31 protein-coding genes and 1 pseudogene are annotated in these 25,046 nt (G+C 72.3%); 18 read left to right on the top strand and 14 right to left on the bottom strand.

All coding sequences use genetic code 11. From position 1 onward, the window contains the following. Positions 1-112: 112 nt before the first annotated feature. On the bottom strand, positions 113-838 hold the full coding sequence (locus tag ACRAKH_RS19530) for a zf-HC2 domain-containing protein (protein WP_380724072.1): 726 nt from the start codon (positions 836-838) through the stop codon (positions 113-115). Between the two features lie 63 nt (positions 839-901). Here ACRAKH_RS19530 and sigC point away from each other — a divergent pair, with 63 nt between their 5' ends. The 9 genes from sigC to ACRAKH_RS19575 all read left to right on the top strand — a co-directional run bounded on the left by sigC (position 902) and on the right by ACRAKH_RS19575 (position 8,513). Then, positions 902-1,453, top strand: coding sequence for an RNA polymerase sigma factor SigC (gene sigC / locus ACRAKH_RS19535; protein WP_380724071.1), 552 nt, complete (start codon positions 902-904; stop codon positions 1,451-1,453). A gap of 60 nt (positions 1,454-1,513) precedes the next feature. Further along, complete coding sequence (locus tag ACRAKH_RS19540) at positions 1,514-1,705, top strand: hypothetical protein (protein ID WP_380724070.1); 192 nt, start codon at positions 1,514-1,516, stop codon at positions 1,703-1,705. A 159-nt stretch (positions 1,706-1,864) separates the two neighbouring features. Next, positions 1,865-2,494, top strand: a complete 630-nt coding sequence (locus ACRAKH_RS19545; RefSeq protein WP_380724069.1) for a superoxide dismutase — start codon at positions 1,865-1,867, stop codon at positions 2,492-2,494. A 548-nt stretch (positions 2,495-3,042) separates the two neighbouring features. Next, the gene (locus ACRAKH_RS19550; RefSeq protein WP_380724068.1) at positions 3,043-4,194 is read left to right on the top strand and encodes an alkaline phosphatase PhoX; all 1,152 of its coding nucleotides are present in this window, start codon (positions 3,043-3,045) and stop codon (positions 4,192-4,194) included. Positions 4,195-4,413: 219 nt separating this feature from the next. Further along, positions 4,414-5,598, top strand: a complete 1,185-nt coding sequence (locus ACRAKH_RS19555; protein WP_380724084.1) for an MFS transporter — start codon at positions 4,414-4,416, stop codon at positions 5,596-5,598. A gap of 241 nt (positions 5,599-5,839) precedes the next feature. Then, positions 5,840-6,688 carry a mechanosensitive ion channel family protein gene (locus ACRAKH_RS19560; protein ID WP_380724067.1) on the top strand — a complete coding sequence of 283 codons (849 nt, stop codon included), beginning with the start codon at positions 5,840-5,842 and terminating at the stop codon, positions 6,686-6,688. Positions 6,689-6,797: 109 nt separating this feature from the next. After that, positions 6,798-7,538: a YsnF/AvaK domain-containing protein gene (locus tag ACRAKH_RS19565; RefSeq protein WP_380724066.1), complete on the top strand. Its 741-nt coding sequence runs from the start codon at positions 6,798-6,800 to the stop codon at positions 7,536-7,538. A gap of 358 nt (positions 7,539-7,896) precedes the next feature. After that, complete coding sequence (locus tag ACRAKH_RS19570) at positions 7,897-8,142, top strand: three-helix bundle dimerization domain-containing protein (RefSeq protein ID WP_380724065.1); 246 nt, start codon at positions 7,897-7,899, stop codon at positions 8,140-8,142. A 101-nt stretch (positions 8,143-8,243) separates the two neighbouring features. After that, positions 8,244-8,513 (top strand): hypothetical protein, encoded by a 270-nt coding sequence (locus ACRAKH_RS19575; RefSeq protein ID WP_380724064.1) that lies wholly within the window; start codon positions 8,244-8,246, stop codon positions 8,511-8,513. Positions 8,514-8,574: 61 nt separating this feature from the next. Here the strand turns inward: ACRAKH_RS19575 and ACRAKH_RS19580 are convergent, their stop codons facing one another. The 7 genes from ACRAKH_RS19580 to ACRAKH_RS19610 all read right to left on the bottom strand — a co-directional run bounded on the left by ACRAKH_RS19580 (position 8,575) and on the right by ACRAKH_RS19610 (position 13,726). Further along, positions 8,575-9,084, bottom strand: a complete 510-nt coding sequence (locus tag ACRAKH_RS19580) for a sensor histidine kinase (RefSeq protein WP_380724063.1) — start codon at positions 9,082-9,084, stop codon at positions 8,575-8,577. After that, entirely contained in the window at positions 9,030-9,785 is a 756-nt protein-coding gene (locus ACRAKH_RS19585) for a histidine kinase dimerization/phospho-acceptor domain-containing protein (protein WP_380724062.1), read from the bottom strand. The genes ACRAKH_RS19580 and ACRAKH_RS19585 overlap by 55 nt, the downstream gene beginning before the upstream one ends. Beyond that, positions 9,775-11,271, bottom strand: coding sequence for a glycosyltransferase family 2 protein (locus ACRAKH_RS19590; RefSeq protein WP_380724061.1), 1,497 nt, complete (start codon positions 11,269-11,271; stop codon positions 9,775-9,777). Before ACRAKH_RS19590 ends, ACRAKH_RS19585 begins: the two co-directional genes overlap by 11 nt. After that, positions 11,268-12,368 (bottom strand): HEAT repeat domain-containing protein, encoded by a 1,101-nt coding sequence (locus tag ACRAKH_RS19595; RefSeq protein WP_447009158.1) that lies wholly within the window; start codon positions 12,366-12,368, stop codon positions 11,268-11,270. The genes ACRAKH_RS19590 and ACRAKH_RS19595 overlap by 4 nt, the downstream gene beginning before the upstream one ends. Beyond that, positions 12,365-12,739, bottom strand: a complete 375-nt coding sequence (locus ACRAKH_RS19600) for a response regulator transcription factor (RefSeq protein WP_380720342.1) — start codon at positions 12,737-12,739, stop codon at positions 12,365-12,367. Before ACRAKH_RS19600 ends, ACRAKH_RS19595 begins: the two co-directional genes overlap by 4 nt. Before the next feature lie 185 nt (positions 12,740-12,924). Further along, positions 12,925-13,248: a hypothetical protein gene (locus tag ACRAKH_RS19605; RefSeq protein ID WP_447009159.1), complete on the bottom strand. Its 324-nt coding sequence runs from the start codon at positions 13,246-13,248 to the stop codon at positions 12,925-12,927. 229 nt (positions 13,249-13,477) lie between these two features. Then, positions 13,478-13,726: a hypothetical protein gene (locus tag ACRAKH_RS19610; protein ID WP_380720337.1), complete on the bottom strand. Its 249-nt coding sequence runs from the start codon at positions 13,724-13,726 to the stop codon at positions 13,478-13,480. Between the two features lie 319 nt (positions 13,727-14,045). Between ACRAKH_RS19610 and ACRAKH_RS19615 the strand changes: the two are divergent. From ACRAKH_RS19615 to ACRAKH_RS19630, 4 genes and pseudogenes are all read left to right on the top strand, one after another. Beyond that, positions 14,046-15,095, top strand: a pseudogene (locus ACRAKH_RS19615) (protein kinase domain-containing protein); the annotation flags it as partial. Between the two features lie 172 nt (positions 15,096-15,267). After that, positions 15,268-15,564, top strand: coding sequence for a hypothetical protein (locus ACRAKH_RS19620; protein WP_380720334.1), 297 nt, complete (start codon positions 15,268-15,270; stop codon positions 15,562-15,564). 226 nt (positions 15,565-15,790) lie between these two features. Next, entirely contained in the window at positions 15,791-16,222 is a 432-nt protein-coding gene (locus ACRAKH_RS19625) for an ATP-binding protein (RefSeq protein WP_380720332.1), read from the top strand. Between the two features lie 70 nt (positions 16,223-16,292). Next, positions 16,293-16,745, top strand: coding sequence for a PRC-barrel domain containing protein (locus ACRAKH_RS19630; protein ID WP_380720329.1), 453 nt, complete (start codon positions 16,293-16,295; stop codon positions 16,743-16,745). A gap of 196 nt (positions 16,746-16,941) precedes the next feature. Here the strand turns inward: ACRAKH_RS19630 and ACRAKH_RS19635 are convergent, their stop codons facing one another. From ACRAKH_RS19635 to ACRAKH_RS19655, 5 genes are all read right to left on the bottom strand, one after another. Beyond that, a complete protein-coding gene (locus ACRAKH_RS19635; protein ID WP_380720327.1) occupies positions 16,942-18,033 on the bottom strand; it encodes an acetate/propionate family kinase in 1,092 nt (363 codons plus the stop codon). After that, positions 18,030-20,363, bottom strand: a complete 2,334-nt coding sequence (locus tag ACRAKH_RS19640) for a phosphoketolase family protein (protein ID WP_380720324.1) — start codon at positions 20,361-20,363, stop codon at positions 18,030-18,032. The genes ACRAKH_RS19635 and ACRAKH_RS19640 overlap by 4 nt, the downstream gene beginning before the upstream one ends. 103 nt (positions 20,364-20,466) lie before the next feature. Continuing rightward, positions 20,467-20,775 (bottom strand): DUF3140 domain-containing protein, encoded by a 309-nt coding sequence (locus ACRAKH_RS19645; protein WP_380720322.1) that lies wholly within the window; start codon positions 20,773-20,775, stop codon positions 20,467-20,469. Further along, positions 20,772-20,987, bottom strand: a complete 216-nt coding sequence (locus tag ACRAKH_RS19650) for a hypervirulence associated TUDOR domain-containing protein (protein ID WP_141976616.1) — start codon at positions 20,985-20,987, stop codon at positions 20,772-20,774. The genes ACRAKH_RS19645 and ACRAKH_RS19650 overlap by 4 nt, the downstream gene beginning before the upstream one ends. A 296-nt stretch (positions 20,988-21,283) precedes the next feature. Continuing rightward, the gene (locus ACRAKH_RS19655) at positions 21,284-21,901 is read right to left on the bottom strand and encodes a flavodoxin family protein (RefSeq protein WP_380720318.1); all 618 of its coding nucleotides are present in this window, start codon (positions 21,899-21,901) and stop codon (positions 21,284-21,286) included. Between the two features lie 278 nt (positions 21,902-22,179). Between ACRAKH_RS19655 and ACRAKH_RS19660 the strand changes: the two genes are divergently transcribed. The 3 genes from ACRAKH_RS19660 (at position 22,180) to ACRAKH_RS19670 (ending at position 23,749) form a co-directional block, all read left to right on the top strand. Further along, positions 22,180-22,371 (top strand): DUF2795 domain-containing protein, encoded by a 192-nt coding sequence (locus ACRAKH_RS19660; RefSeq protein ID WP_380720316.1) that lies wholly within the window; start codon positions 22,180-22,182, stop codon positions 22,369-22,371. 123 nt (positions 22,372-22,494) lie between these two features. Next, complete coding sequence (locus tag ACRAKH_RS19665) at positions 22,495-23,010, top strand: mycothiol transferase (protein WP_380720314.1); 516 nt, start codon at positions 22,495-22,497, stop codon at positions 23,008-23,010. Between the two features lie 352 nt (positions 23,011-23,362). Further along, a complete protein-coding gene (locus ACRAKH_RS19670; protein ID WP_447009160.1) occupies positions 23,363-23,749 on the top strand; it encodes an ATP-binding protein in 387 nt (128 codons plus the stop codon). 406 nt (positions 23,750-24,155) lie between these two features. Here the strand turns inward: ACRAKH_RS19670 and ACRAKH_RS19675 are convergent, their stop codons facing one another. Then, positions 24,156-24,320: an RICIN domain-containing protein gene (locus ACRAKH_RS19675; RefSeq protein ID WP_380720348.1), complete on the bottom strand. Its 165-nt coding sequence runs from the start codon at positions 24,318-24,320 to the stop codon at positions 24,156-24,158. A 59-nt stretch (positions 24,321-24,379) separates the two neighbouring features. On the opposite strand from ACRAKH_RS19675, the gene ACRAKH_RS19680 reads away from it, so the two are divergent. Then, on the top strand, positions 24,380-24,544 hold the full coding sequence (locus ACRAKH_RS19680) for a hypothetical protein (protein ID WP_380720309.1): 165 nt from the start codon (positions 24,380-24,382) through the stop codon (positions 24,542-24,544). A gap of 36 nt (positions 24,545-24,580) precedes the next feature. After that, positions 24,581-25,006 (top strand): hypothetical protein, encoded by a 426-nt coding sequence (locus ACRAKH_RS19685; protein ID WP_380720306.1) that lies wholly within the window; start codon positions 24,581-24,583, stop codon positions 25,004-25,006. The last annotated feature ends 40 nt before the right edge of the window (positions 25,007-25,046 follow it).

The raw sequence follows: 25,046 nt of genomic DNA on the forward strand, positions 1-25,046 counted from the left end.
CCGAGCTCGCGGCACCCGAACGCCTCGGTGGGCAGGACGGCACCTGCACGGTGATCACGGCGATGCACGACGCCAGGCGGCAGGGTCGGGACCGTCCCCGCGTGCCCGCGGGTCAGGCGGCTCGTCGGTGGGCGGTGGGTCGGAGGTGGCGTCCCCGCCCGGGACGTCCGCCGGGCTGCGGCGCGACGTCGTCGCCGTCGGAGTCGTCGTGGTGACCGAGGTCGTCGTCGTGCTTGGCGGGGGTTCCCGGTGTCGGCTCCTCCCGGTGGGCGCGGGCCACGAGGTAGAGCAGGACCAGACCGGCCACCAAGGGCAGGTGGGAGACCACGCGGGTGGCGGTCGCGGTTCCCCCGATCAGGTCGCTGACCGAGAACGCGACCAGCACGGCGACGAACCCGGCGAGGGTGGGCAACAGCCCGGCGGCACGGTGGGCGTGCACCGCGGCGACCATCAAGCCGATGCCCAGTGCGAGGTTCCACGCGGCGCCCTCGTTGAACAGGTGCGTGGAGATCCCGTGTCCGGAGTGGCCGCCCGTGGCCCCGGCGAGCAACTGGGCCAGGCCGAGCCACAGCTGGACGATGGCGACCGCGGAGAGGGCCAGGCGCGGTGCCAGGGCGGTGTGGCGGGGTGGTGCGGCGGCCAGCACGGCGTCGACCAGGTCCGGGTCAGGTCCGACGGGCCGGACCCTGATCGCCCTGGTCAGCGCCTGTGCGCTCGCCTGCCACCGGGTGCAGGCGAGGCACTGTGCCAGATGCGCGTCCGTCTCGGCGGCGGGTACGGGCTCGGCTTCGCCGTCCAGGCGGGCCGAGAGCGCTTCACGGCAGGATTGGCAGTCCACACACCAATAGTCGCTCCATTCGGCTCACGAGTTCCCCGCGGAGCGTGGTTACGATTCGGAATCGTGACAGCACCCGACGACGAGGTCACTCGCTGGGCACTCACAGCGCGTTCCGGCGACCGCGACGCCCTGGAGCGGTTCGTCCGCGCGACCCAGCGCGACGTGTGGCGCTTCGTCGCCCACCTGACCGACGTGGGCCTGGCGGACGACCTCGCGCAGGAGACCTACGCCCGCGCCCTGCCCAGCCTGCGCCGCTTCGCCGGTCGCTCCTCGGCCCGCACGTGGCTGCTGGTCATCGCCCGCCGCGTCGTGGTCGACCACATCCGCATGGCGCAGTCACGACCCCGGCTCTCCTCGGGCGCGGACTGGACGCACGAGGCCGACCGCCAAGCGGCCGACACCGGCTTCGAGGACACGGTCGCGCTCAACATGCTGCTCGACGCGCTCGACCCGGAACGCCGTGAGGCCCTCGTGCTCACCCAGATCCTGGGCCTGCCCTACGCCGAGGCCGCCGACGTGGTCGGCTGCCCGGTGGGCACCATCCGCTCCCGCGTCGCCCGCGCCCGCGACGACCTGGTGCGCGCCGCCGGCGACGAGGCCACCGAAGCCGGGTGATTCCCGGAGCCCCGACCGGAACCAGGCCGGCCGGGTGAGCGATCTCCGATCGAGCCCGCGGTGCGGGTCGCGCTGGACAACACCGGGAGCGCCGGCATCGCGGTGCGCGACGCGATCGAACCGACCGACGCCGTCACACGCGCCGACCGCACCCTGACCACCCTCCGCGGCAACCCGGTCTGGCCGTTCGGCCACATCGCCCCCGCGATCCCGCCGGCCGGACTCGGCCTGCCCGCCCCTCCTCGCGCCTAATGGGGCCTTCGCGCTCGTGGTCGTCTCTCCGACCACCGGCGTGTCGGCTGAGTGCTCCCCGTCGGGTGCGCTGCTCAAGATCGACCTTGCCAGTTGCAAGTTGTCGGCAATTGCTACAGTCTGGCAATAACACGCGCTACGAAGTCCGACGGAGACCTGATGAGCCAGTACGTGCTGCCGGATCTGCCCTACGACTACGCGGCCCTGGAGCCCGCGATCACCGGCGAGATCCTCGAGCTGCACCACAGCAAGCACCACGCCGCCTACGTCAAGGGCGCGAACGACACTTTGGAGCGGCTGGCCGAAACCCGGGAGAAGGAGGACTTCACCGGTCTGGTCGGCCTGGAGAAGACCTTCGCGTTCAACCTCTCCGGGCACGTGCTGCACACGATGTTCTGGGACAACCTGAGCCCCGACGGCGGCGACCGCCCCGAGGGCGAGCTGGCGGCGGCGATCGACGAGCACTTCGGCTCGTTCGACGCGTTCGCCAAGCAGCTCTCGGCCGCGACCACGCTGGTGCAGGGGTCGGGGTGGGGTGTGCTGGCGTGGGAGCCCTTGTCGCAGCGACTGGTCGTGGAGCAGGTCTACGACCACCACGGCAACGTCGGCATGAACACCACCCCGGTCCTGGTGTTCGACGCCTGGGAGCACGCCTACTACCTGCAGTACCGCAACGTCCGCCCGGATTACGTCCAGAAGCTCTGGTCGCTGGTCAACTGGACCGACGTGACCCGCCGCTTCGACGCCGCCCGCACGGGCGACAACGGCCTCATCGCCCCGTCGAAGTAGGCCCTCCGAACCGGCAGTGGGTGCTCCGACAATCACCGCGCTGCCTCGGGACGTGCCCTCGTCTCCCGCCCGGAGGCGAGGGCACGTCCTGCCGAACCCGGTCGGGCTCGACGTCGCCGGCGCGGCGGGTGCCCGCGAGTCGGTCCAGCGACCGTCGCCAACACGAGCCTCGACAATGCCGACTCCACTGTGGACGGTGCTTACCTCCCCGTCCTGCTCGACTGCGGAGAAGGCAACGGCGTAGCTTCGGTTTCTCACCCGACGCAATCGGCGCCCCATGCCAGCCAGGCGTGGAGGCCGCCTCGCACACCTTTGTCCACAGTGGATTGATAAGTCGCCGATAGAGGCCAACTGTGGAAAATTCCTGCCATCGAAGGAATTTCACGTTGCTTCGGCAACCACGGTTCGACATCTGTTGCGGAGTGGTTCACCAACGGCCCGGATCGAAGTTCACGTCCGCGCGCTTCCCTGTCCCGACACGTCGAGCCGATCAACGCCGGTCGCGCCACCGGAGCGCGGCCCACCTCGCTCGACGGGAGGGAGCAGTCGTGGAACGTCGTACCTTCCTGCGCGCCGCCGTCGCCGGCGGCGGTTCGATGGCCTTCGGCTTCACGCTCTGGAGCGAGGCCGTGGCCTACCCGGCGAAGACCGGACCCAGCCCCTACGGCAGCCTCCAGACCGCCGACGCCAACGGCATCCAGTTGCCGTCCGGCTTCACCAGCCGGGTGATCGCCCGCTCCACCCAGACCGTGCCGGGCACGAACTTCACCTGGCACAGCGCCCCCGACGGCGGCGCGTGCTTCGCCGACGGCACCGGCTGGATCTACGTGTCCAACGCGGAGATGGGCAGCGGCGCGGGCGGCGCGAGCGCGATCCGGTTCAACTCCAGCGGCGGCGTCACCGGCGCGTACAGCGTCCTGAGCGGCACCAACCGCAACTGCGCCGGCGGCGACACCCCCTGGAACACCTGGTTGTCCTGCGAGGAGGTCGACCTCGGCTACGTCTACGAGACCGACCCGTTCGGCGCCAGGTCAGCCGTCCGCCGCGCCGCGATGGGCCGGTTCAAGCACGAGGCCGCCGCCTGCGATCCCGACCGCAAGGTCGTCTACCTGACCGAGGACGAGACCGACGGCTGCTTCTACCGCTTCGTGCCCACCACCTGGGGCGACCTCTCGTCCGGCACGCTGCAGGTGCTCAAGGAGGTCGGCGGCGTGCTCTCCTGGGCGAACGTCCCAGACCCCGACGGCAGCCCGACCCGCACCCGCAGGCAGGTCTCCGGCGCGAAGGTGTTCAACGGCGGCGAGGGCGCCTACTACCGCAACGGGACGTGCTTCTTCACCACCAAGGGCGACAACCGCGTCTGGGCCTACAACGCGGTGAACAACACCATCGCCATCGCCTACGACGACAACCTCACCGCCAACCCGCCGCTGACCGGCGTGGACAACCTCACCGGCGCAGCCGTCGGCGACCTGTACGTCGCCGAGGACGGCGGCAACATGGAGATCTGCGTCATCACGCCCGACGACGTCGTCGCACCGTTCCTTCGCGTCACCAACCAGAGCTCCTCCGAGCTCTGCGGCGTCGCCTTCAACCCCGCGGGCAACCGCCTGTACTTCTCCTCGCAGCGCGGCACCAGCGGTTCCAGCAGCGGCGGCATCACCTACGAGGTCACCGGGCCGTTCCGCACTTCCCTGTGACCACCGGGCGGTGACGGGTCGCCGGTCGGCTGGCGATCCCGGCGGCCACGTCACCCCCCGCCGTCGACGACGCCGCTCGGCACGATGCGCTCCCAGCCGAAGCCGGTGCGGCGCAGCAGTAGCACCAGCAGCGCGAAGGACTCCATCATCATCAGGTCGAGTCACTTCTCCGAAGGAGTCCGCGTGGTGCACGACGTCGCATCGGCCGACAAGCGGTCGGTGCTCCGGAGCTGGTCCTTCCTCCGGCTCTGGACCGGCGCCACCGCCTCCGGCCTCGCCACCTGGGCGCTGCCGTTCATCCTCGGCCTCGCGGCGCTGGAGCGGTCGATCACCGCCGTCGAGCTGGGCGTCGTGCTGGCCGCCCGCACGGCCGGGTTCCTCGTCGCCGTGCCCGTGGCCGGGGTGCTGGCCGACCGGCACTCCCGGCGCCGGGTCGTGTTGTGGGCGGGCCTGGTTTCCGCGGTCGCCTCCCCCGTGATCGCGTTGGGCCTGGGGCGTTCGGTCCTGCTCATGGCGGCGGCCGCCGCGGTCGTGGGCGCCGGGCAGGGCGCCTGCCGCCCCGCGTTCCAGGCGCTGACCGCGGAGGTCGTCGCCGACGAGCAGCGGCAGCCGGCCAACGCCGCGCTCACCATCTCCGTGCGGGTCACCACGCTGGTCGCCCCCGGTCTCACCGCGCTGCTGGCCGTGGCGGTCGACACCCCCGCCCTGGTGGTCGCCACCGGCGTGCTGTGGCTGGCCGCCGCACTCGTCCCACCGTCCGGGGCTCGCCAGGCCCCGACGGGGCCGACCGCCGGGACCCGCTTCTCGGCCGACTTCCTCGACGGCATCCGCGAGGCCCGCAGGCACCCGTGGTTCCTGGCCGGCCTGGGCGCGCTCACCGCCGTCATCGCCACCGGTTACTCCGCCACCGGCGTGGTGCTGCCCCTGGTCAGCCGGGACCGCTACGGCACGGAGGCCGTGCTCGCCGCCGCCCTGACCGCCTACACCGTCGGCGCGCTGGTGGGCGCACTCGTCGTGGCCCGGTGGAAGCCCCGAGCCCAGGGCTGGGCGGCGCTCGCCGGCTTGGCCTGCTACGGCTTCGCCCCGCTGAGCCTGCTGCTGCCCGTCCCCGCCGCGGTGATCGTGGCCGCCTACGTCGTGGCCGGTCTGGGCATCGAACTGTTCAACGTGCCGTGGTTCACGGCCACCCAGAGGGAGGTCGACCCCCGCGCGCTGGCCCGTGTGTCCTCCTTGGACTTCCTGTTGTCCTACGGCCTCGCCCCGGTCGGCCTGGCGCTGATCGCACCGGCCATCGACCACTTCGGACCGGGGCCGGTGCTGGCCGCCTGCGCCGCCGTCTGCTTCGCCGCCCCTGCCCTCGCCGCGCTCGTGCCGTCCGCACGCGGGTTCCGAGTGGTCCGGTGACCGACCGCGTCCGCGCTCGATCGGGTCGCACAACCATCAGCACTCGGCGACAGCTGACCCACAGCGAGTGAAGATCGCGTGCTGCACCGACTCCGAAGTTGCTCCATCTGAGTGAGATGGTGCTCCAATGTGGTCACGCCTGCCGAGCTGGGTAGCCGAAACGTGACGGCCCGACCGCGCCCTCCAGCGCGACGGCACAGGAGCAGCTGGAGCATTCCGACGAGGAAGGACCGAACAGGACATGGCGACATCAACGTTGGCAGCAGTCGACTTCGGGCAAGGCGTGTCCGACGCCTGGCGCGCGGTGATCACCTTCGTGCCCAAGCTCGTGGGTTTCCTGTTGATCCTGCTGATCGGCTTCTTCGTCGCCAAGTTCCTGGCCAAGGTCGTGGACAAGGTCCTCGAACGCGTCGGTTTCGACCGCGTCGTGGAACGCGGCGGCGTCAAGCGCGCGCTGGAGCACTCGAAGTACGACGCCTCCGACGTCATCGCCAAGCTCGTCTACTACGCCGTGCTGCTGATCACGCTGCAGCTCGCGTTCGGCGTGTGGGGCCCCAACCCGGTTTCCGCGCTGCTGACCGACATCGTCGCCTGGCTGCCCCGCGCCGCCGTGGCGATCATCATCGTCGTGGTCGCGGCGGCCATCGCCAAGGCCGTCAAGGAGATCATCGGCAACGCGCTCGGCGGCCTGTCCTACGGCCGCGTCGTGGCCACCATCGCCTCGATCTTCATCATCGGCCTGGGCGTCATCGCCGCGCTGAACCAGATCGGCGTCGCCACCGCGGTCACCACCCCGGTCCTGATCACCGTCCTGGCCACGATCGGCGGCATCGCCGTGATCGGTGTCGGCGGTGGCCTGGTCCGGCCCATGCGGCAGCGCTGGGAGCGGTGGCTGAACAGGGCCGAGCAGGAGATCCCCCAGGCTCGCGCCCGCGCCGCGGCCTACCAGCGTGGCCGTGACGACGCCGCGCGCGCCGCGAACGCCCCCACCCGGCAGGTGCCGGTCGACGGCCCGACCCAGCACCTGCCGGCCTCCGGCCGCATGACGGGCCCACTGCCGACGACCGGGGCTCCGGGCCGCACCCTCTGAGACCACCCATGCGCCGCACGGGTAACGCAAGAAGACCGACTGCACTCGACCCGCACTCAAACCGTCCGCACTCGTGGACGGCGCGGGGGAAGGAAAGACGGACCACGACATGACTTCGATCATGGAGCGCATCACCCACTGGAACGGCCGCGAGGTCCGCGACCAGCACGGAGACAAGATCGGCACCGTGGAACAGGTGTGGACCACTGACGACACCCGGCCCGACTGGCTCTCGGTGAACACCGGCCTGTTCGGCCTGCGTCAGTCGTTCCTGCCGGTGCAGGGCCTCACCGAAGGCCCCGGCGGCGACCTGCGCACCCCGTACACCAAGGAGCAGGTCAAGGACGCGCCCAACGTCGATCCCGACGGTGGTCTCGACGCCACCGAGGTGCAGCGCCTCTACCGCCATTACGGCAACCTCGGCAGCGCGCACGGCACGACCACCCGCGACCGCACCGATCACCGCGCCGACGACGCGATGACGCGCTCCGAGGAGCACCTGCGGGTCGGCACGCAGGACCGCGAGGCCGGACGGGCGCGGCTTCGCAAGTACGTGGTCACCGACACCGAGCAGGTCGACGTGCCGGTGCGGCGCGAAGAGCTGCGCGTCGAACGGGAGCCGATCACCGAGACCAACCGCCGTGAGGCGATGACCGGCCCGGCGATCTCCGAGGCCGAACACGAGGTGACCCTGCACGAGGAGCGCCCGGTGGTGGACCGCGAAGCGGTGCCGGTGGAGCGGGTGCGACTGGCCAAGGAACAGGTCACCGACACCGAGACCGTCTCCGGCCAGGTCCGCAAGGAGCACATCGACACCGAAGGCGCCACCGACCGGAACCACCGCCGCTAGGAAGCGAGGATTCCCCCGGATCGGCCGGAGCCCTGGACCTCCGCTTGATCAGCCCAGGGCTCCGGCCGGCCCACCGCACCACCGCACCACCGCACCACCGCACCACCGCACCACCGCGACGGAGTCTTCCGCCACCCCGGGACCAGACCCTTCGCGCACTCCCCGTGAAACGATGCGCAACCGTGCGACGGAATCCATCGGCGTGCCGCGCATGCTGAACAACAGTTCACTGGATGTCCAGACTGGATTTGCCGACCGTTCACACTTACGGTCGATCCCGGCGGTCGTTCCACGACATGCCGATCGCGGAGATCACCGGCTCACCCGGTTCGCTCCGCACCGTGGTTGGAGGGCTCTGATGGTGGACAAGCTCGAGGGACACCAGGTGCGTGACCCCCGCCGGCTGCACGCCCCGATCGAGGTCCAGCTGGACCAGGCCGCCGAGGAAGTGACCCGCAGGTTGGCGGGCCGGATCGGCTACCAGGTCGCCCGCGAGGCCGTCACCGACGCCTACCAGCGGCTCGCCGGACAAGCCAAGATCCACAACTTCCTGCCGATCCTCGCCGCCCGGTCGGCGCACCGACGACTGCAGGCCGCACCCTGAGCACCGCACCCTCCACACCCGAGCCACCCGCGCGCGAACCGGTCACCCGACCGTCAGCGCCCGGGGCGATCAACCAGGCGGCACGGCCGAACCCGAACGGCGTGCCGCGCTCGGTCGGCGAGCTGGCCGCGTCGTCGCCGGAGTGGAGGGTGACGTGGACACGTCACGGGCAGTGGGTCACCGCCGAACGCGTCGTGATCGCCGGCGGCCGCCGGTGGACCATCGGCTTGACCCCGACCACGGCGGGCATGACCGCACTGGTGCTGTGGTCGGACGACGAGGTGGCCGAGCACGCCAGGGGCACCGAGGCGCAGATGTGCGCCCTGGCGCACCGGCGGGCGGAAACGACCGCGCACGGCCACAGTCCCTAGCCGACGCTCCGCCAACCGGAGGTTCCCGGCGAGCGCCGACGTCCCGCTCGGTCGGGGTCGTTCAGGCGGTGGGGAGGGTGAACCAGACGGTGAGGCCGCCGTCGATGCCGTCGGTCAATCCGATCGTGCCGCCGTGGGCGGTGACGATGCGTCGGCAGGTGGCCAGTCCGATGCCCGCGCCGCCTTCGACTGTGCCGTGCTGGTGCACCTGGCTCAGCAGCGCGAACGCCTCCTCGCGGCGCGCGGGCGGGATGCCCCTGCCGTTGTCGGCGATCTCGACGCGCACGACCTCCCCGCAGGGCTCCGCCCGGATGCGCACGGTGAGCCGCCGGTCGGGACGTGCGAAGCGGATGGCGTTGACGACGATGTTCTGCAGCAGCGCCCGCAGGTGCGTCTCGTCGCCGCGGACCTTCGGCAGCGGTTCGAGGCGCAGGTCCACCGCCTCGGTTCCCGTGCCGGTGGCGCGGTCGGCGATGAGGTCGGCGAGGAGCTCGCCCAGGTCCACGGACCGCCACTTCAGCTGCCCGCCGAGCTTCGCGTAGTCCAGCAGTTCGTCGACCAGGGCGTGCATGCGGTTCGCGGCGGCCCGACCGCGCTCGACCAGTCGTCGGCGGTCGGGGCGCCCAGGACGGCGGGGTGGTCGGAGAGCAGCTCGAGGAAGCCGACGATGCCGGCGAGCGGGTTGCGCAGGTCGTGGCTGACCCGCCCGGCGAAGTCGGCGAGTTCGCTGTTGGAGCGCAGCAGTTCGGCGCGAGCCGCGGTCAGCTCCTCGACGGTGCGGGCCAGCGTCCGGCTGGACCGCCGCAGTTCCAGCACGTCGACGGCTTGGTGTGCCAGCAGGTCGAGGCTGTGCCGCTGTCGCCGGTCCAGGCGGCGGGGCACGTCGTCGAACACGCACAGGGTGCCGAGGACGGCCCCGGAGGGAGCCCGCAGCCGGCTCGCGGCGTAGAACCGGACCGACGCGATGCGGCCGGTGACGAAGGGGTTGGCGGCGAAGCGGGGGTCCTCGCGGGCGTCGCGCACCTCGACCGGCTCCGAGGTAACGATCGAGACGGCGCACATCGAGTCCTCCCGCGAGCAGACCGAGGGGGAGATCCCGACCGCCGCCACCTGGTGCTGGAAGTGCTCGCTGATCAGGTTGACCGCGCCGTGGGGCACGCCGCAGACCTGCGCGGCCAGTTCCGCGAGGGCTTCCAGGTCGGGTTGGCGCCCCAGGTTCTCGATGCCGTACTCGGCGAGCACCGAGTCGCGGTCGCGCTGGTCAACGGGCATCGGGCTCCGCCTTTCCCGGGTGTGCCACCGGTCCGGAGCCGGGCACGGGACCGCCTGCGGGCTCGGCGCCGGTGAACCCCACCCGCGTCATCCGGCCCCACTCGGCCTTCCCACCCCGCACGGCGTCCGCCAGGCCGCGCAGCCGCCACACCGCCGTCAGCTGCCGGTAGCCGACGTTCTCGACGACCGCGACCACGAGGGCGACCGCCAGGTCCCGCCAGCCGCGGTACCGGTGGAACGAGTACTCCTCCACGACGAGCGCGACGAGGGAGAGCGCGATGCCGTAGCCGAGCGCCACCAGGAAGAACAGCACGGCGAAGGTCCAGTCGACGGCTCCGAGCAGCAGACCCGCGGCGAGGGCGACGAGCCCGAACAGCTCGACGACCGGCGCCAGCAGCTCGAACAGCGCGTAGAACGGCAGCGCCAGCGTGCCGACCGCGCCGTAGGCCGGGTTCCCGATCATCCTCCGGTGCTTCCAGAGGACCTCGGCGAGGCCTCGGGACCACCGGCGCCGTTGACGGCCGAGCACCCGCAGCGACTCCGGCACCTCCGTCCAGGCCACCGGCTCGGGCACGAACACCACCCTGGCGCGCCGGCGGTCGGCCCGCAGCCGGCGGTGCAGGCGGACGACGAGCTCGGCGTCCTCCCCGATCGTGTCCACGTCCAGTCCGCCGACCTCCACGAGGACGTCGCGCCGGAACAGGCCGAAGGCGCCGGAGACGACGACGAGCGCGTTGAGGGCCGACCAGCCGGAGCGGCCCAGCAGGAACGCCCGCAGGTACTCCACGACCTGGGTGCGGGCCAGCCAGGTCCGGGGCATGCGCAGCTCGGTCACGCGGCCGGCGGTGACGGTGCTGTCGTTGACCGCCCGCACGACGCCGCCGGTGGCGACCACGTGCTCGGGGTCGTCGCCGAAGGGCCTGGCCACCGCGAGCAGGGCGTCCGGGTCGAGCAGCGAGTCCGCGTCGACCATGCAGACCAGCGGTTGGACGGCGACGTTGATGCCGGTGTTGTTCGCCGACGCCTTGCCGCCGTTCTCCTTGCGGACCACGACCAACGGCACCGCTCCGGGCGGGGCGTGCACCGAGGTGATGGCGCCACGGGTGGGGACGTCGTCCGGCACCACCCGCGGGACCTCCACGAGGCCGAAGTGGGCCCGCAGCACCTCGAAGGTGCCGTCGGTGGAGCCGTCGTCGACGACCACGACCTCGAAGAGGGGGTGCCGCAGGGCCAGCATGGCGCTGACGCTCTCGACGATCGTCGCCTCCTCGTTGTGCGCCGGCATCACCACCGACACCCCGAGGGTCAGCGGGTTGGTGTACGCCTCGTCGAAACCCGCGTAGGGACGGCGGCGGAGGTGACGCCGGAACTCGCGCACCGCGAGGAGGATCAGGCCGAGGTAACTCGTGTTGAGCAGCAGGAAGTAGGCCAGCACGAACCAGTTGGCCAGGACGATGACAGTGCTGACGACGTCCAACGCGGTCACGGCGGCACCGCGGCGAGCGGGTTCCCGGCGCTTGCCGCCACCAGGGCTTCCCGGGCGTGGGGCGCGGCCGGGCCCGACCGGTTGGCCAGCCTCGCCAGCGCGGCGACGCCGTCGGGTCGGATCGCGGCCAGCGCCGCGGCGGCCGTGTGGGCCACCCAGTGCGCGGGGTCGTCGACCAGGTCGGCCAGCACGGGAACGGCGCACCGCGCCCCCAGCGCGCCCAATGCCTCGGTCGCCGTCACCCGCAGCGGGAGCGGCTCGCGAGCGGAGGTGGCGGCGATGACGCCTTCGACCGAGAGAGGAGCGCCGATGCGCCCGAGGGCACGGGCCGCGCGCAGGCGCACCTCCGTGGAGCGGTCGGTGCGCAGCATCGCGACGAGCACGGGCGCCGACGCCACCGCGCCGATCAGGCCGAGGGCCTCGGCGACCTGGGCGCGGACGAGGTCGTCGGCCTGACCCGCCGCGTCGAGCAGCGGTGGGACCGCTTCCGGGCCGATCTGCCGCAGGGCGGACATGACCAGGTGCTGCGGCAGCGGGGGCGTGCGGTGCAGACCGTGCACGAGCGCCACCGCCGCGGTCGGGTCGGCCAACCGACCGAGGGCGCGCACGGCCACCGCCCGCACCTCCGGGTCCCGGTCGTCCAACAGCCGCATGAGCTGCGCCGTCGCCCCCGGTCCACCCACGGCGCCGAGCAGGTGGGCCGACCTGGCGCGCACCACGGCGCTGCGCCGGTGCGCTCCGCGCATCGCCCGCTCCACCGAACCGCGCCGTTCGAGCAGACCGATCACGGCCGTGCGCGCCTCGCCGCGCACCTTGCCCAGCATGGCGACGGCCACCGGCTCCACCGCGCGCCACGTGCGCGCGTCCACGTTGACCAGCCGTTCCACGACCACGGGGTCCGTGCCGTCTCCGGCGACCAACCGGACCAGCCACGGACGAGCCGACGCCACCAGGCGCGCCCGGCGCGCCTCCGCGACCCGGAGCCACCACCGACCGGCGAGCACTGCCAGCGCGAGGACGACGAGGGCGACGGCGAGGCACACCACCGCGACGACCAGCACCTCGCGGTCGACCGACGGGGACACGGGCGACGTCATCGCCGACTGCGGGCCAGGACGGCGCGAACCCGACTGGCCAGCTCGCGGGGGCTGAACGGTTTGGTGAGGTAGTCGTCCGCGCCCCAGGCGAACCCGCCCTCGACGTCGCCCTCCTGGGCGCGGGCGGTCAACAGGATCACCGGTATGGCGGCGGTGGCCTCCGCCGCGCGCAACTCCCGGCAGACGTCCAACCCGGTCATCCGGGGCATCATCACGTCCAGCACGGCGATGTCCGGCATCGCGTCGCGGGCCAGGGCCAGGGCGGTGGCACCGTCCTCGGCGACGAGCACGTCGTAGCCCGACTGCTGGAGCTTGAACACCACGACGTCCCGGACATCGGCGTCATCGTCGGCGACGAGCACGGTGGTCATCGGAACTCCCGAGTTCTCGGTGTCGCCCCCGAAGTACCCTCGCACTAGCCCTTTCAGTCCATCAATTCACAGCCGAACGGACTAGGTGGACGAACCGCGGTCCCGACGCCTCCGCGACCCACGGGCTGCTGGTTCGACCACGTCGTGAGCTCCACCGACCGGATCGGGGCAGGAGCGCACCGGGGTCACGGATGAGGCGGGTCCAGGACGACCGCGTGTTGGGGCAGCACTCCGGGCAGGCCGTTCCCGTGACCGGTCACCCCGGCATCCCCGAGACCACCGGCCCTGGCGAACACGCCGGCCAGCACCCCGGCGACCGCCGCCGCACCGCCCGCCACCGCCAGGCCGGGACTCCCCGAGACCAGACCCACCAGCCCGAGCACCACGAGCACACCGCCCGCCCACACGCCCCACCGCCACCGCGCGCGCCTGCGTTCCGTCGCCGCGACGCTGTGCACGGTGAACGTCAACTCACGCGCGCACACGACGCACCGAAGCCGGTGCGGCACGGCCGGTTCTCCGTTCGCGGGACGCCGGACCTCCCACGGCACGGCACCCCGGTACTCGAACGAGGCCTCACCCGGCGAGGTACGCGCCCAGAAGTTCACGCGATGACGCACCACGGCACGATGACTCCTAGCCGGTTCCACCGGCACGCCACACCCCTTCCGCTGCGGAACCCGCACGCGCGAGCGCGCGGACGTTATCAAGAGGTGCCGACACAGCGGTGTGATGACGTCAGCCGTCACGATCCGGAGCGGTCGGCGTCGGCGCGCCGGGACCTCGGCTCGTTCCGCCGATGGACTCCTGCTCACCCGGCGGTCGGACCGAGCCCGTCGACTTCGGGGGCAGTTCGTCCCTGATGGCCGCCAGCTGCCCGCGCAGCCTCGCCACAGCGCGGCGGACCGCGGAGCGGACCTCGGTCGGGTCGGTCACGGCGAGGTGGTCCTCCAAGGCCGACCCCGGCGACCCGACACCATCGCTCACCGATGCATTTCAACCGGGCGGTTCGTCGCCGAACCCCTGCCGTGCGGGCGGCCCCCGCCTGTCACGACCACGACACGTGCCTTCCCGAACCGGTTTCGCGTCTCCGCGTCAGGGCACCCGCAGGCATCGGGTCGGGCGGTGAAGGGTGTGGCGGTGTCACTGACGGTGAACGGCAGCCTGCTGGCGGGTCGCTACCGGTTGCTGGAGTCGGTGGGCGTCGGCGGGATGGCCGAGGTCTACCGCGCCGAGGACGTGGTGCTGGGTCGCCAGGTGGCGGTCAAGGTGTTCCGGCCCGGCTGGGACGGCCACGGCCCGGCACCGGTTCGAGGCGGAGGTCCGCACGCTGGCCGGGCTGTCGCACCCCGGCCTGGTCCCGGTCCACGACGCCGGCACCGGCGGCGACATGCCGTTCCTGGTGATGCGGCTCATCGAGGGACGCACCCTGCGCGACGAGATCGCCGACGGCGCGTTGCCGGCGCGTCGGGTGCGGCGGCTGGGCGCGGAGTTGGCCGAGGCCTTGGCCCACGTGCACGCGCGGGGTGTCGTGCACCGCGACGTCAAGCCGTCCAACATCCTGCTCGACGACCGGGACAAGCCGTACCTGGCGGACTTCGGCCTGGCCCACCTGCCCGGCGCGACCCGGCTGACCCGCACCGACCAGATGGTGGGCACCGCCGCCTACCTCGCCCCCGAGCAGGTCCGCGGCGGCGACGTCGACCACCCCGCCGACATCTACGCCCTCGGCCTGGTCCTGCTGGAGTGCCTCACCGGCCACCGCGAGTTCCCCGGCAGCGAGGTCGAGGCGGCCGTCGCCCGCCTGCACCGCTCCCCCGCGATCCCCGCGCACCTGCCGGCCGACCTGGCGAGCCTGGTGTCGGCGATGACCGCCACCGCCCCCGATCAACGGCCGACCGCCCTCGACTGCGCCCGCGCTCTGCAGCCCAACACGGTCGATGACACCGTCCCGGTTCCGGTCCCCGTCGCGGAGACCGTCCCGGTGGAGGCGCCGCGCTCGGCGCGGGTGCCGCGCAAGGCGCTCCTGGCCTCGGCCGCGGCGCTGTTGGGCGCGGTCAGCGTCGCGTGGGCGATCGCCCCCGGGGCTCAACCGGTGAACTCGACGCCGACGTCCGGCAGTTCCGCGACCACCACGTCCTCCACCACAACGGTCCCCGTCACCACCGCGCCACCGCAGACCGCGGCACCGGTGACGGCTCCGACCGAACAACCCGCCGCAGGGGTCGACACCGCCACCCCCGCTCCGGCCGTCCCGGAGATCGGGCGGCAACCAGCCGCCGGGGTTCCGGCCGCGGAACCGGGTGCGAAGAAGCAGAAGGACAAGCCGCAGCCACCCGGCAAGGGCAAGAAGTAGCCGGCGCCGCACAGGTCGGCCTGCGAACGGCGCGACGTCACGTCCTCGCGCCCGGGTGCGAACAGCCAGGGTTGAGGACCACCCGATCGGGGTAACAGTGGATGCCAGGACGCGTCCGCGTCCGGCGCAGTCCTGACCGGGATGCCCCATCGATCGACCAGGGACCACAGCGATGAGCAGCCAAAACCTCCCCGTCGACGGTTCCGTCGAGCACCGCGGCGACACTTCCCCCGCCGGTCGCAACGGCACCGCGACTCCCACTCGGACGAGCACCGAGCCGCCCGCCGACGCCGTCGCGACCCCGATCGCCGTCGCGACCCCGATCTACGACGAGCTGGCCGCCCGCTTCGGCCTGCCGCGCGGCCACGAGGGCGCGGAGTCCCGCGTCGACACCCCGCAGCGCGACACGACCTCGTCCGACACCGCGGAGGCTGACGGGGAACCGGTGGCCATGCGCCCGGCGTGCTGACGAACCGCCGGTCATCGGATCCGCGCTCGTCGCGTGGAGGTCGCCGGGGTCACGTCGTCCGTGGTCATGGGCTGATCGGATCGAGCGCACGTCGGGCGCGGCGCGCCCCTGCCGGAGACGACCGTGATGCCGGTTGGTCGTGTGGCCGCTCAGGTCTACGGTGGGGTGCCGGGCTGTCCGGTGCGCCTCGGCGAACCACGCGGGGCGGCAACCGTGAGGCGGTCGCGTGAGCGTCGAGAACGATCCCGAGCCGCTGGTCCTGGGCTTGACGACCGAGCAGATGCCTCCTCTGGTGCAAGTCCGGCGGTGGACGGCCACCGCGCTGGCGGACCTGGACGACGACCACCTGGAAGCGGTGCTGCTGATCAGCACCGAGTTGTTGACCAACGCCTACGAGCACGGCAGCAGTCCCTACGGCGTTCGCCTGCGGCGCGGCCGGGTGCCGTGCCGGGTGCGCGTGGAAGTCGACGACACCTCGCCGGACCAACCCGTCGTCGGACGCTCCCGGCTCGCCGACACCCGCGGCAGGGGCCTGATCATGGTGGACAAGCTGTCCTGGAAGTGGGGCGTCTCCCCGCTGCCCGACGGCGGCAAGACCGTGTGGGCGACCATCTCCTGTGATCAGGAGGGCTGGATTCCCTGCGCGGGGAACGGATGAGTCCACCGCGTTCGGCGCCGCTGCACGAGTCCGTGTCCTGTGCCGCGGTCGTGGGTAGTCCGTCCTTGACGTGACCCCGACCGCGGAGGCCGAGATGCAACCGTTCCTGTTCGCCCCCTGGGCGTGGCGCGATCCCACTTGGCTGCCCGGCGGTGACACCGGCCCCGATCGCGGGCGCGACGCCGCCGGTACCGGGGAGCGCCCCGACACCGGTCTGATCGGCTACGCGGTGGAGGCCACCGACGGCGCCATCGGCAAGGTCGACGAGGACAACGCCGAGGTCCCCGCCGACTGCCTGATGGTCGACACCGGCCCGTGGATCTTCGGCCGCAAGGTCGTCCTGCCCGTCGGCACCGTGCAGCGGGTCGACCACGAGGAGCGCAAGGTCTTCGTGGACCGCACCAAGGACCAGATCAAGGACGCCCCCGAGTACGACCCGAACGACGCCGACCGCGACGGCTACCGCCAACGCGCCGGCGACTACTACAGCGAGAGCTACCGGCTGGTCCCGCCGATGCTCTGACCCTCCAGGCGGTGCCCGCGATCCGGGGGACCGGATCGCGGGCAGCACCGTGCGGCGGCGTCAGCCGCCCCCGTGTCCGCTGTCGTGTCGGCGGGAGCCGATGACGGCCGCCGGGCCACCGCACCGGGTGCCGCGACTCGGGCGTTCGAGACCACGTTCCCGAACGTCGACGGTAGTCACAGCGCGGCGAGGGTGGTCACAGCGCGGCGAGGGTGTCGCGGCAGAGCTGGAGCTCTTCACGCGGTCGCACGACGAGCACCGGAACGGCAGCGTCGGGCGGGGTGACCGGTCCGTCGCCGTCCGGTTCGGCGGTCAGGTCACCGGGGATGCCGAGCAGGGACAGGCCGGCTACGACGTCGGCGCGGACCTCGGGTTGGTCCCAGCCGATCTCGCCGGTGAACACCAGCGCGTCGATCCGGTCCAGCGAGGTGGCCGCGGCGGCGAGTTCGCGCCGCACGCGGTGGGCGAACACGCGCAGCGCCAGTGCGGCCTCCGGGTCCTCTCCCGCCGCGGCGACCAGGTCGCGGGTGTCGCCCGACCTGCCGCCGGACAGCCCGAGCAGGCCGGACTCGTGGTTGAGACCGTGTTCGAGGGCGTCGAGGTCGAGACCGTTGCGCAGCAACCACAGCAGCATCCCGGGATCGACGCTGCCCGAGCGCTTCGACATCGCCACGCCCTCCAGCGGTGTGAAGCCCATGGAGGTGTCGACGCTGCGCCCGTCGCGCACCGCGCACACCGAGCAGCCACCGCCCAGGTGGGTCATCAGCACGCTCAACCGGTCAGCGGGCCGGTCGAGGACCTCGGCGGCCCGGTCGAGCGCCCACCGGTAGGACAGGCCGTGGAAGCCGTAGCGGCGCAGGCCGTGCCGCTCGCGCCACCGGGCGGGCAGCGGGTAGGTGGCGGCGACCTCGGGCAGGTCGGCGTGGAACGCGGTGTCCGGGCACAGCACGTGCGGCACGTCGGGCAGTCGCTCGCGCAGCACGTCCAGCAGCCGCAGCGCGGGCGGCACGTGCAGCGGCGCCAACTCCTCGGCGCGGTGGGCCGCGGCGATGGCGTCGTCGTCCACCGGGGTCGGTGCGCGCAGGTCCGGGCCGCCGTGCACGAGCCGGTGCCCGACGGCGGCGACGTCGTCCGCGCCGTCCAGCAGGTCGTCCAGGGCACGGCTGGCTTCCTCGGAGTCCGGCGAGCCCTCGACGTCGACGGAATCCCGGACTTCCTCGCTGCCGGTGTAGACCAGGTGCGCCTTGAGGCTGTTCGAGCCGGCGTTGACGGTCAGGACGGTGCTCACGAGCCCCACCGCCAGTCGGTGATCTCCTCGGGGTCCGCGCCGTCGCGGTGCGCCGCCGCGCGCAGGTCGTCGCGCTCGACGAGCAGCCGCTCGGCCAGGTCGTCGCCGTGGCCGGCGCGGCGCAGCGCGTCGGCGGCGAGGTCGTGGCGGCTCATGCCGTTGCTGACCAGCAGGTCGTACGGCGTGGTCGTGGTGCCCTCCTCCCGGTAGCCGTGCACGTGGAAGCGCTGGGTGTCGGACCTGCCGTGCAGGGTCTCGTGCACCGCCGACGGGTAGCCGTGGAAACCGAACACCACCGGGACGCCCTCGGGGAAGCACCCGGCGAAGTCCTCATCGGACAGACCGTGCGGGTGCCGGTCGGCGGGTGCCAGCGACAGCAGGTCCACCACGTTGACCACCCGGACGGCCAGGTCGGGCGCGCGGTCGCGCAGGATCGACGCCGCCGCCAGCACCTCGACGGTGGGGATCCCGCCCGCGCACGCCAGCACCACGTCCGGGTCACCGCCGGTCGAAGCCCACTCCCACACGCCCGCGCCCGCCGCGCAGTGCCGCTCCGCGGCGTCCAGGTCCAGCCACTGCGCGCCCGCGTTCTTGCCCGCGACGACCAGGTTGATCCGGTCGGTGGAGGCCAGGCAGTCCCGCAGGGTGACCAGCAGGGTGTTGGCGTCCGGCGGCAGGTGGACCCGGACCGCGGACGCCTTCTTGGTGAGCAGGTTGTTGATGAAGCCGGGGCCCTGGTGGCTGTAGCCGTTGTGCTCCTGCCGCCAGCCCTCGCTGGTCAGCAGGTAGTTCAGGCTCGCCACCGACTCCCGCCACGACACCTCGCCGGACATCTTGAGGAACTTGGCGTACTGGTTGACCATGCTGTCCACGATCGAGGCGAACGCCTCGTAGCACGGGAACAGCCCGTGCCGCCCGGTCAACAGGTAGCCCTGCAGCCAGCCCTGGCACAGGTGCTCCGACAGCGCCTCCATGACCCGCCCGCCGGGCGCGACGTGCTCGGCGGTGTCGGGCAGCGGCCAGGTGAACGCCCGGTCGGTCGCGTCCAGCAGCGCGCCGAGCTTGTTGGACTCCAGCTCGTCGGGGCAGACCACGCGGAAGTCGCGGCGGTCCTCGGTGGCACGCACCAGCTCCGCCAGCCACTCCCCCGCCGTTCCCGTGGCGCTGGTCGACCCGCTGCCCGGCTCGGGCACCTCCACGGCGAACCGCGCGAGATCGGGCAGCGGCAGGTCGCGGCGCAACCGGCCGCCGTTGGCTTCGGGCACACGTCCCAGGCGCAGCTCCTCCGGCGGCAGCCCGGCCAGCAGGTCGTCGTGCGGGCGGCCGTCGGCGTCGAACAGCTCCTCGGGCCGGTAGGACCGCAGCCACCGCTCCAGCAGCGCGAACTCCGCGTCGTCCTCGTGCACGCCGCCCAGCGGCACCTGGTGGGCGCGGAAGGTGCCCTCCAGCGGCTTGCCCTCGGCGTCGTGCCCGGGCACGCCCCAGCCCTTCGGGGAGCGCAGCACCAGCATCGGCCACACCGCCCGCTCACCCGGCTGCCACCGCTCCCGCACCGCGGCGATCTCGGCGTGCGCCAGGTCCAGCGTCTCGGCCAGCAGCGCGTCCGGGTCGTCGGTGCGCGTCACGTCCACCACGTACGGCGACCAGCCGGCGCCGCTGAAGTAGGCCACGAGCTCCTCGTCGTCCATGCAGCCGTAGACCGTGGGCGAGGAGATCTTGTAGCCGTTCACGTGCAGGACCGGCAGCACGGCGCCGTCGGTGCGCGGGGACAGGTACTTGTTGGCGTGCCACGACCCCGCGGTGGGACCGGTCTCGGCCTCGCCGTCACCGACCAGGCAGGCCACCAGCAGGTCCGGCTTGTCCAGGGCGGCGCCGAACGCCGTCGCCAGCGCGTAACCCAGCTCCCCGCCCTCGTGGATCACCCCTGGGACCTCCGGGGACAGGTGGCGGGGGAAGCCACCCGGCAAGGAGAACCGGCGCACCAGCTCGGTCAACCCGGCGCCGTCCAGGGACAGCGCCGGGTCCAGCCGTGCGTGCGTGCCCTCCAGCCACAGGTTCGCGTGCACCGCCGGCGCGCCGTGACCCGGACCGGTGACCAGCAGCGCCCGCTGCCCGGTCCGCCGGACCAGGCCGTTGAGCCCGCCGTAGAGGAAGGTGATGCCGGGGCACGTGCCCCAGTGCCCGAGCAGCCGCGGCTTGAGGTGCTCACGCCGCAGCGGCTCCCGCAGCAGCACGTTGTCCTTCAGGTAGATCATCGCCGCAGCGGCGTAGTCGCAGGCACGCCGGTAGCGGTGAGCGGTTCGGGCAGCGGCGTGCGCCGTGGTCGTCATGCGACCGGGTTACCCGCCGGACCCGCCGGGCCACACGCCGCGGCGGGCCCGCGATCGACTCCCCGCCGGGGCGGTCTCGCCGAAACAGACCGCGACCGCGGGATCAGTCCTTGAGGGGGTCGTGGCCCCAGTTCATCAGGGAGTAGCGCCACTTCGTGTGCTCCACGTCCCCGTCGGGGCGCTGCGCGAGGTGGCGGTGGACGTAGCCGACGACCTTGCGCATGTGCGCCTGGTCGTCGTCGGTCAGCTCGCCCTTCTTCTTGCGCAGCAGCTCGACGATGCGCCTGCCGGACTCGTGCCCGACCGACTCCCCGCCGTCGGACTGGCCCACCGACTTCGACTCGTCGGTGGCCAACCACCGCTCCAGCTCGGTCGCGGTCATGTTCACGGCGTGGTCGAACTCGCCGCTCACGAGTCGTCCTTCAGCGCGGAGGGCTTGTGCACCGCGTCCTTGCCGCTCTTGTCGCTGCGCACGCGGTACTGCGGGTCGTCCTCCGAGGCCCGCACCGTCCGCCCCGCCGCTTCGGTGTCCTCGGTGATCTCCTCGACCACCTCGCCGTGCACCGTCTGCCCGTGACTGGACCAGGTGACCTCGTCACCCTTGTCGAACTTCTCCTCACCCATGAGCGCAGTCTGTGTCGTCCGACCGGCCCCCGCACCACGGTGGGACGCCGGTCAGCCACTTTCACCCGGTGGGATGACCGGCGCGATTTGCCCCGTCCAGCCGGAGAGGGCCGCGGACTGCGCGGTGAAAACGAGGGAAGAATTCCGACGGGCGAGCGCGCCGCCGCGGTCAGGCGTCTTCGCGGTCAGGCGTCTTCGCTATCGGCCTCGGGTGCCCCGGGGTCGTCGTCCCGTTGGTCGTCGGGCAATGACGAGCCCGGGTCGCCGAGGCCTTCCTCCTGCTCCGCGGGCGCGCCTCACTGGACGGGCGGGTACCGGTCCTGCTTGAGCAGGCGCGCCAGGTGTACCGCGTTGTTCGCCAGCTTCTTGTTGGTCGAGGCCACCGGGTCGGGCGTCCGCTCCAGCTCGATGTAGTCCTTGGGCGTCATCGCCTCGTTGTTCCAGTACGTGCCGCCGCTGGCGGGGATGGTGAAGCCGACGTCGTTGAGTGCTTGGAAGCAATCGGCGATGATCTTGTGCGCGCCGTCCTCGTTGCCGACCACGGCCACCACCGCCACCTTGCCGTAGGTCAGCAGCCGGCCCTCGTCGTCGGTCTCCGACAGTTCCGCGTCCAGCCGCTCCATCACCCGCTGCGCCACGCTGGACGGGTGACCCACCCACGTGGGCGTGGCCAGGACCAGGATGTCCGCGGCCAGGACCCGTTCCCGGATCATCGGCCACTCGTCGCCCTCGCCCATGTCCTTCTCCACGCCGGGACGCACCTCGTGGTCCACGACCCGGATCAGGTCACCCGCCACACCGTGCGCGGCCAGCTCGTCGAGCACCTGCCGGGCGAGCTTGTCGGTGCTCGACGGCTCGGGCGAGGGCTTGAGGGAGCAGGTCAGCGCGAGCGCGGTCAACGTCGTGGGAGCCATGCACAGGGCCTACCCACTCAACCCGACCCCAATCGGCGCGGCGTCGGGGGCCCCGTGGCCCACCCGATCGCGGATCGCCCGTCGGTGGACCGTCCCCGCCACGAGAGCGGGGACCAACCCCTGGCGCACGATCTTCACTCGGTCGAGTGGTCGGTGACCCGCCACGCAGTGCACCGCCCTGTCGTCCTCGCACTTCCCGGCCCCTGCACGGTCCACACCCCCCGTGACCCGCGGCGAAGCGGAAGTGCAGACGACCGAGGTCGGGGTACGCCGCGCCCATGACCCTCAACCCGATCCAGGTTCAGAAGTTCCTCTCCGGTGTCGACTACCCCGCCACCAAGGACGACATCGTCGACGCCGCCCGTTCCCAGGGCGCCGACGACGACACCCTCGACGCCCTGCGCGACCTGCCGCGCGACGACTTCAACTCCCCCAACGACATCAGCGAAGCCATCGGTCAGCAGAAGTAGAGAGGGGGCGGGCCGGGACGACGAACACCCCACCTCCCGACCCGCCACCCGCTCCACGGATCAGCGAACCCGCCGCAAGCGGCGAGTGGTGTTGCGGTCAGGACGGTTGGAGGAGAGGCGCTCATGGGTGAGGTCACCGCGACGGACGTGCTGCTGGACGGGTTCCAGCGGATCAGCCAGTCCGTGGAACGCGTGCTGGACGGCCTGACACCCGAGCACCTGACCCACCGGGTCGGCGGCACCGCCAACCCGATCGCCTGGTTGGTCTGGCACCTCACCCGCGTCCAGGACGACCACGTCGGCGACGTCGCCGGCACCGAACAGGTCTGGACCGCCGACCACTGGGCCAAGCGCTTCGCCCTGCCGCTGCCCACCGACGACACCGGCTACGGGCACGACAGCGACCAGGTCGCCGCCGTCACCGCACCCGCCGACCTGCTGCTCGACTACCACCGGGCGGTGCACGATCGCACCGCGGCCTACGTGCGCGCCCTGAGCGCCGAAGACCTGACCCGCGTCGTGGACGAGTCCTGGGACCCACCCGTGACCCTGGCCGTGCGGCTGCTCAGCGTCATCGAGGACGACCTCCAGCACGTCGGCCAGGCCGCTTTCGTGCGCGGCGTCCTGTCCGGCAAGTGACCCGGGTTCCCCCAGCTCGTCCGCGCCTCCGTCCTCGTTGGGCTCGTCGGCCCTCAGGTGAGCCCACGGGCGGCTGGACCCCGACAGGTCGATGACGCCAGTCATTCGGCACGTGGATCTTCTCTGCGCCGGCAAGCGGGACACGACCCGATGTCGTTGACGCACGGCGAAGTGCTCGCCGGGTGGGCGGTGATCGTTGTTGCACCGCATCGGGTGATCACCGGAGCGTGATGATGATCTTGCGTCTGGGTAGACAATCCGCGACGCCACACCTTCGGCAGGGAGGACAGCCATGATCACCGACGAGAACCCCGCGAACAGACCCCGGCCCGCCGAGCCGTCCGATCACCTGGTGCTCGAACTGGTCGGCGAGGTGCCTGATCTTGCGGGAGTTCGGCGCTGGACGGGCGAGGTCCTGGCCGACCTCACCGAGGACGAGATCGCCGACGCGAAGTTGGTGGCGTCCGAGCTCGTGACCAACGCCTACCAGCACGGGCAGCACCCCTTGCAGCTGCGGCTGCGACGCACCCGTGCTCTGATCCGCGTGGAAGTGACCGATCTGTCGCCGCGCCTGCCGGTGGTGGGCCGATCTTCGGCCTGGGTGGCACGCGGTCGCGGGATGGTGCTCGTGGACCGGCTGTGCCGACGTTGGGGAGCCGTGCGCCACGCGGTGGGCAAGACGGTGTGGGCCGTTCTGGCTCGCCAACCCGGGCGCACCACCACGATGTCGACCGGTTGACCCATCCTCGACTGCGCGACACCGGCGTACGACGAGAGCGAACCACCCTTGTCGGCCACGCCACCGGACCCGCGCGGCAGGGGATGGACCGCGGCACGGGTTCGCGCTCCGCCGAGCCGCAGGACGGAGCCGCGACTTCCACCGGCCTCGGGCCGTTGTCGGCGGCGCCACATGCCGACAACGGCCCGACGCCCCAGGCGGAACACCGGGTGCGGTTCGCATCGACCACTCGGTGAAGGCGGTGGCAGGTGTCGGACGACCGCGGCGTCGGGCGCGCCACCGGTGGCCACCGGTAGGTCCGCCACGCAGACCACGTCGCCGCCACGCCGGTCCGACGACAGGTACATCGGGCGTGACGCCTGCCAGTCGCCCCGCCGGCAGACGAGGCAAGACCACCGGCCGGACGTCACGCGGGCAGGAACCTCCACAGGTGGTCGGGGGTGCCGCTGTCGCTGAACTGCACGACCTGGGCCGAGTCCCCGAGCGACATGCCGTCGACGGCGAGGACCTTGCCCGAGTTCTTGTTCTGCACGCGCCACGGGCCGTCGGTGCTCGGCCTGAGCCGCCACAGGTGGTCGGCGGTACCGGTGTCGGAGAAGACGTGGCCCCAGCCGACGACGGTGACCCCCGGTGTTGCTGTCGCCGCCGCCGACGTACATGCGGTTCTCGCTGGTGGTGGGGATCAGGCCGATGTCGTGGTCGTCGTGGCCGGCGCTGACGGTGCCGATGAACTCGCCCTTGCCGTCGGCGATGCGGTGCCCCACCTGCCCGCAGTGCTCGGCGGTGAGCAGGTAGCGCCGGTTCGCGCCGTCCCGCACACCGAACCCCGAGGTGCACAGCGAACTCGCCGTCTGGTTCCAGGTCCGGGCGCCGCCCCACCACGGCGGGGAGTCGTCCTGCCGGGACACCTCGCGCATCGGCTCCTCGTGGCGGACGCTGAGCGGCACGTCCACGAGGTCGGACACCGCCGTGAGCGACGCGCTCGCCCGGACACCGGCGGTCGGGTGCGCGGCGAGCACGAGGCCGCTGCCGTCGCCCGGGCTCTTCACGCCGTGGAACCCGCTGTCCGGATTGGCGTCCAGCCAGGCCCGGACCTCCCCTGCCGCGGCGGCCAGTTCAGCAGCGCTGTGCGCGTCGGGGGCGAGACGGACCGGGGTCCGCCGGGACTGGCGCTCCACGACGGCGGCGACCGACTTCGGCACCGCCCCCCTCCACCACAAGGTGACGTCCGCGTCGCCCAGGACGATGCCGGCGTAGCCGGGTTCGGACGTCCGCTGGACCTCGGCGAAGACGGCCT

Source organism: Saccharothrix hoggarensis, assembly GCF_052936025.1.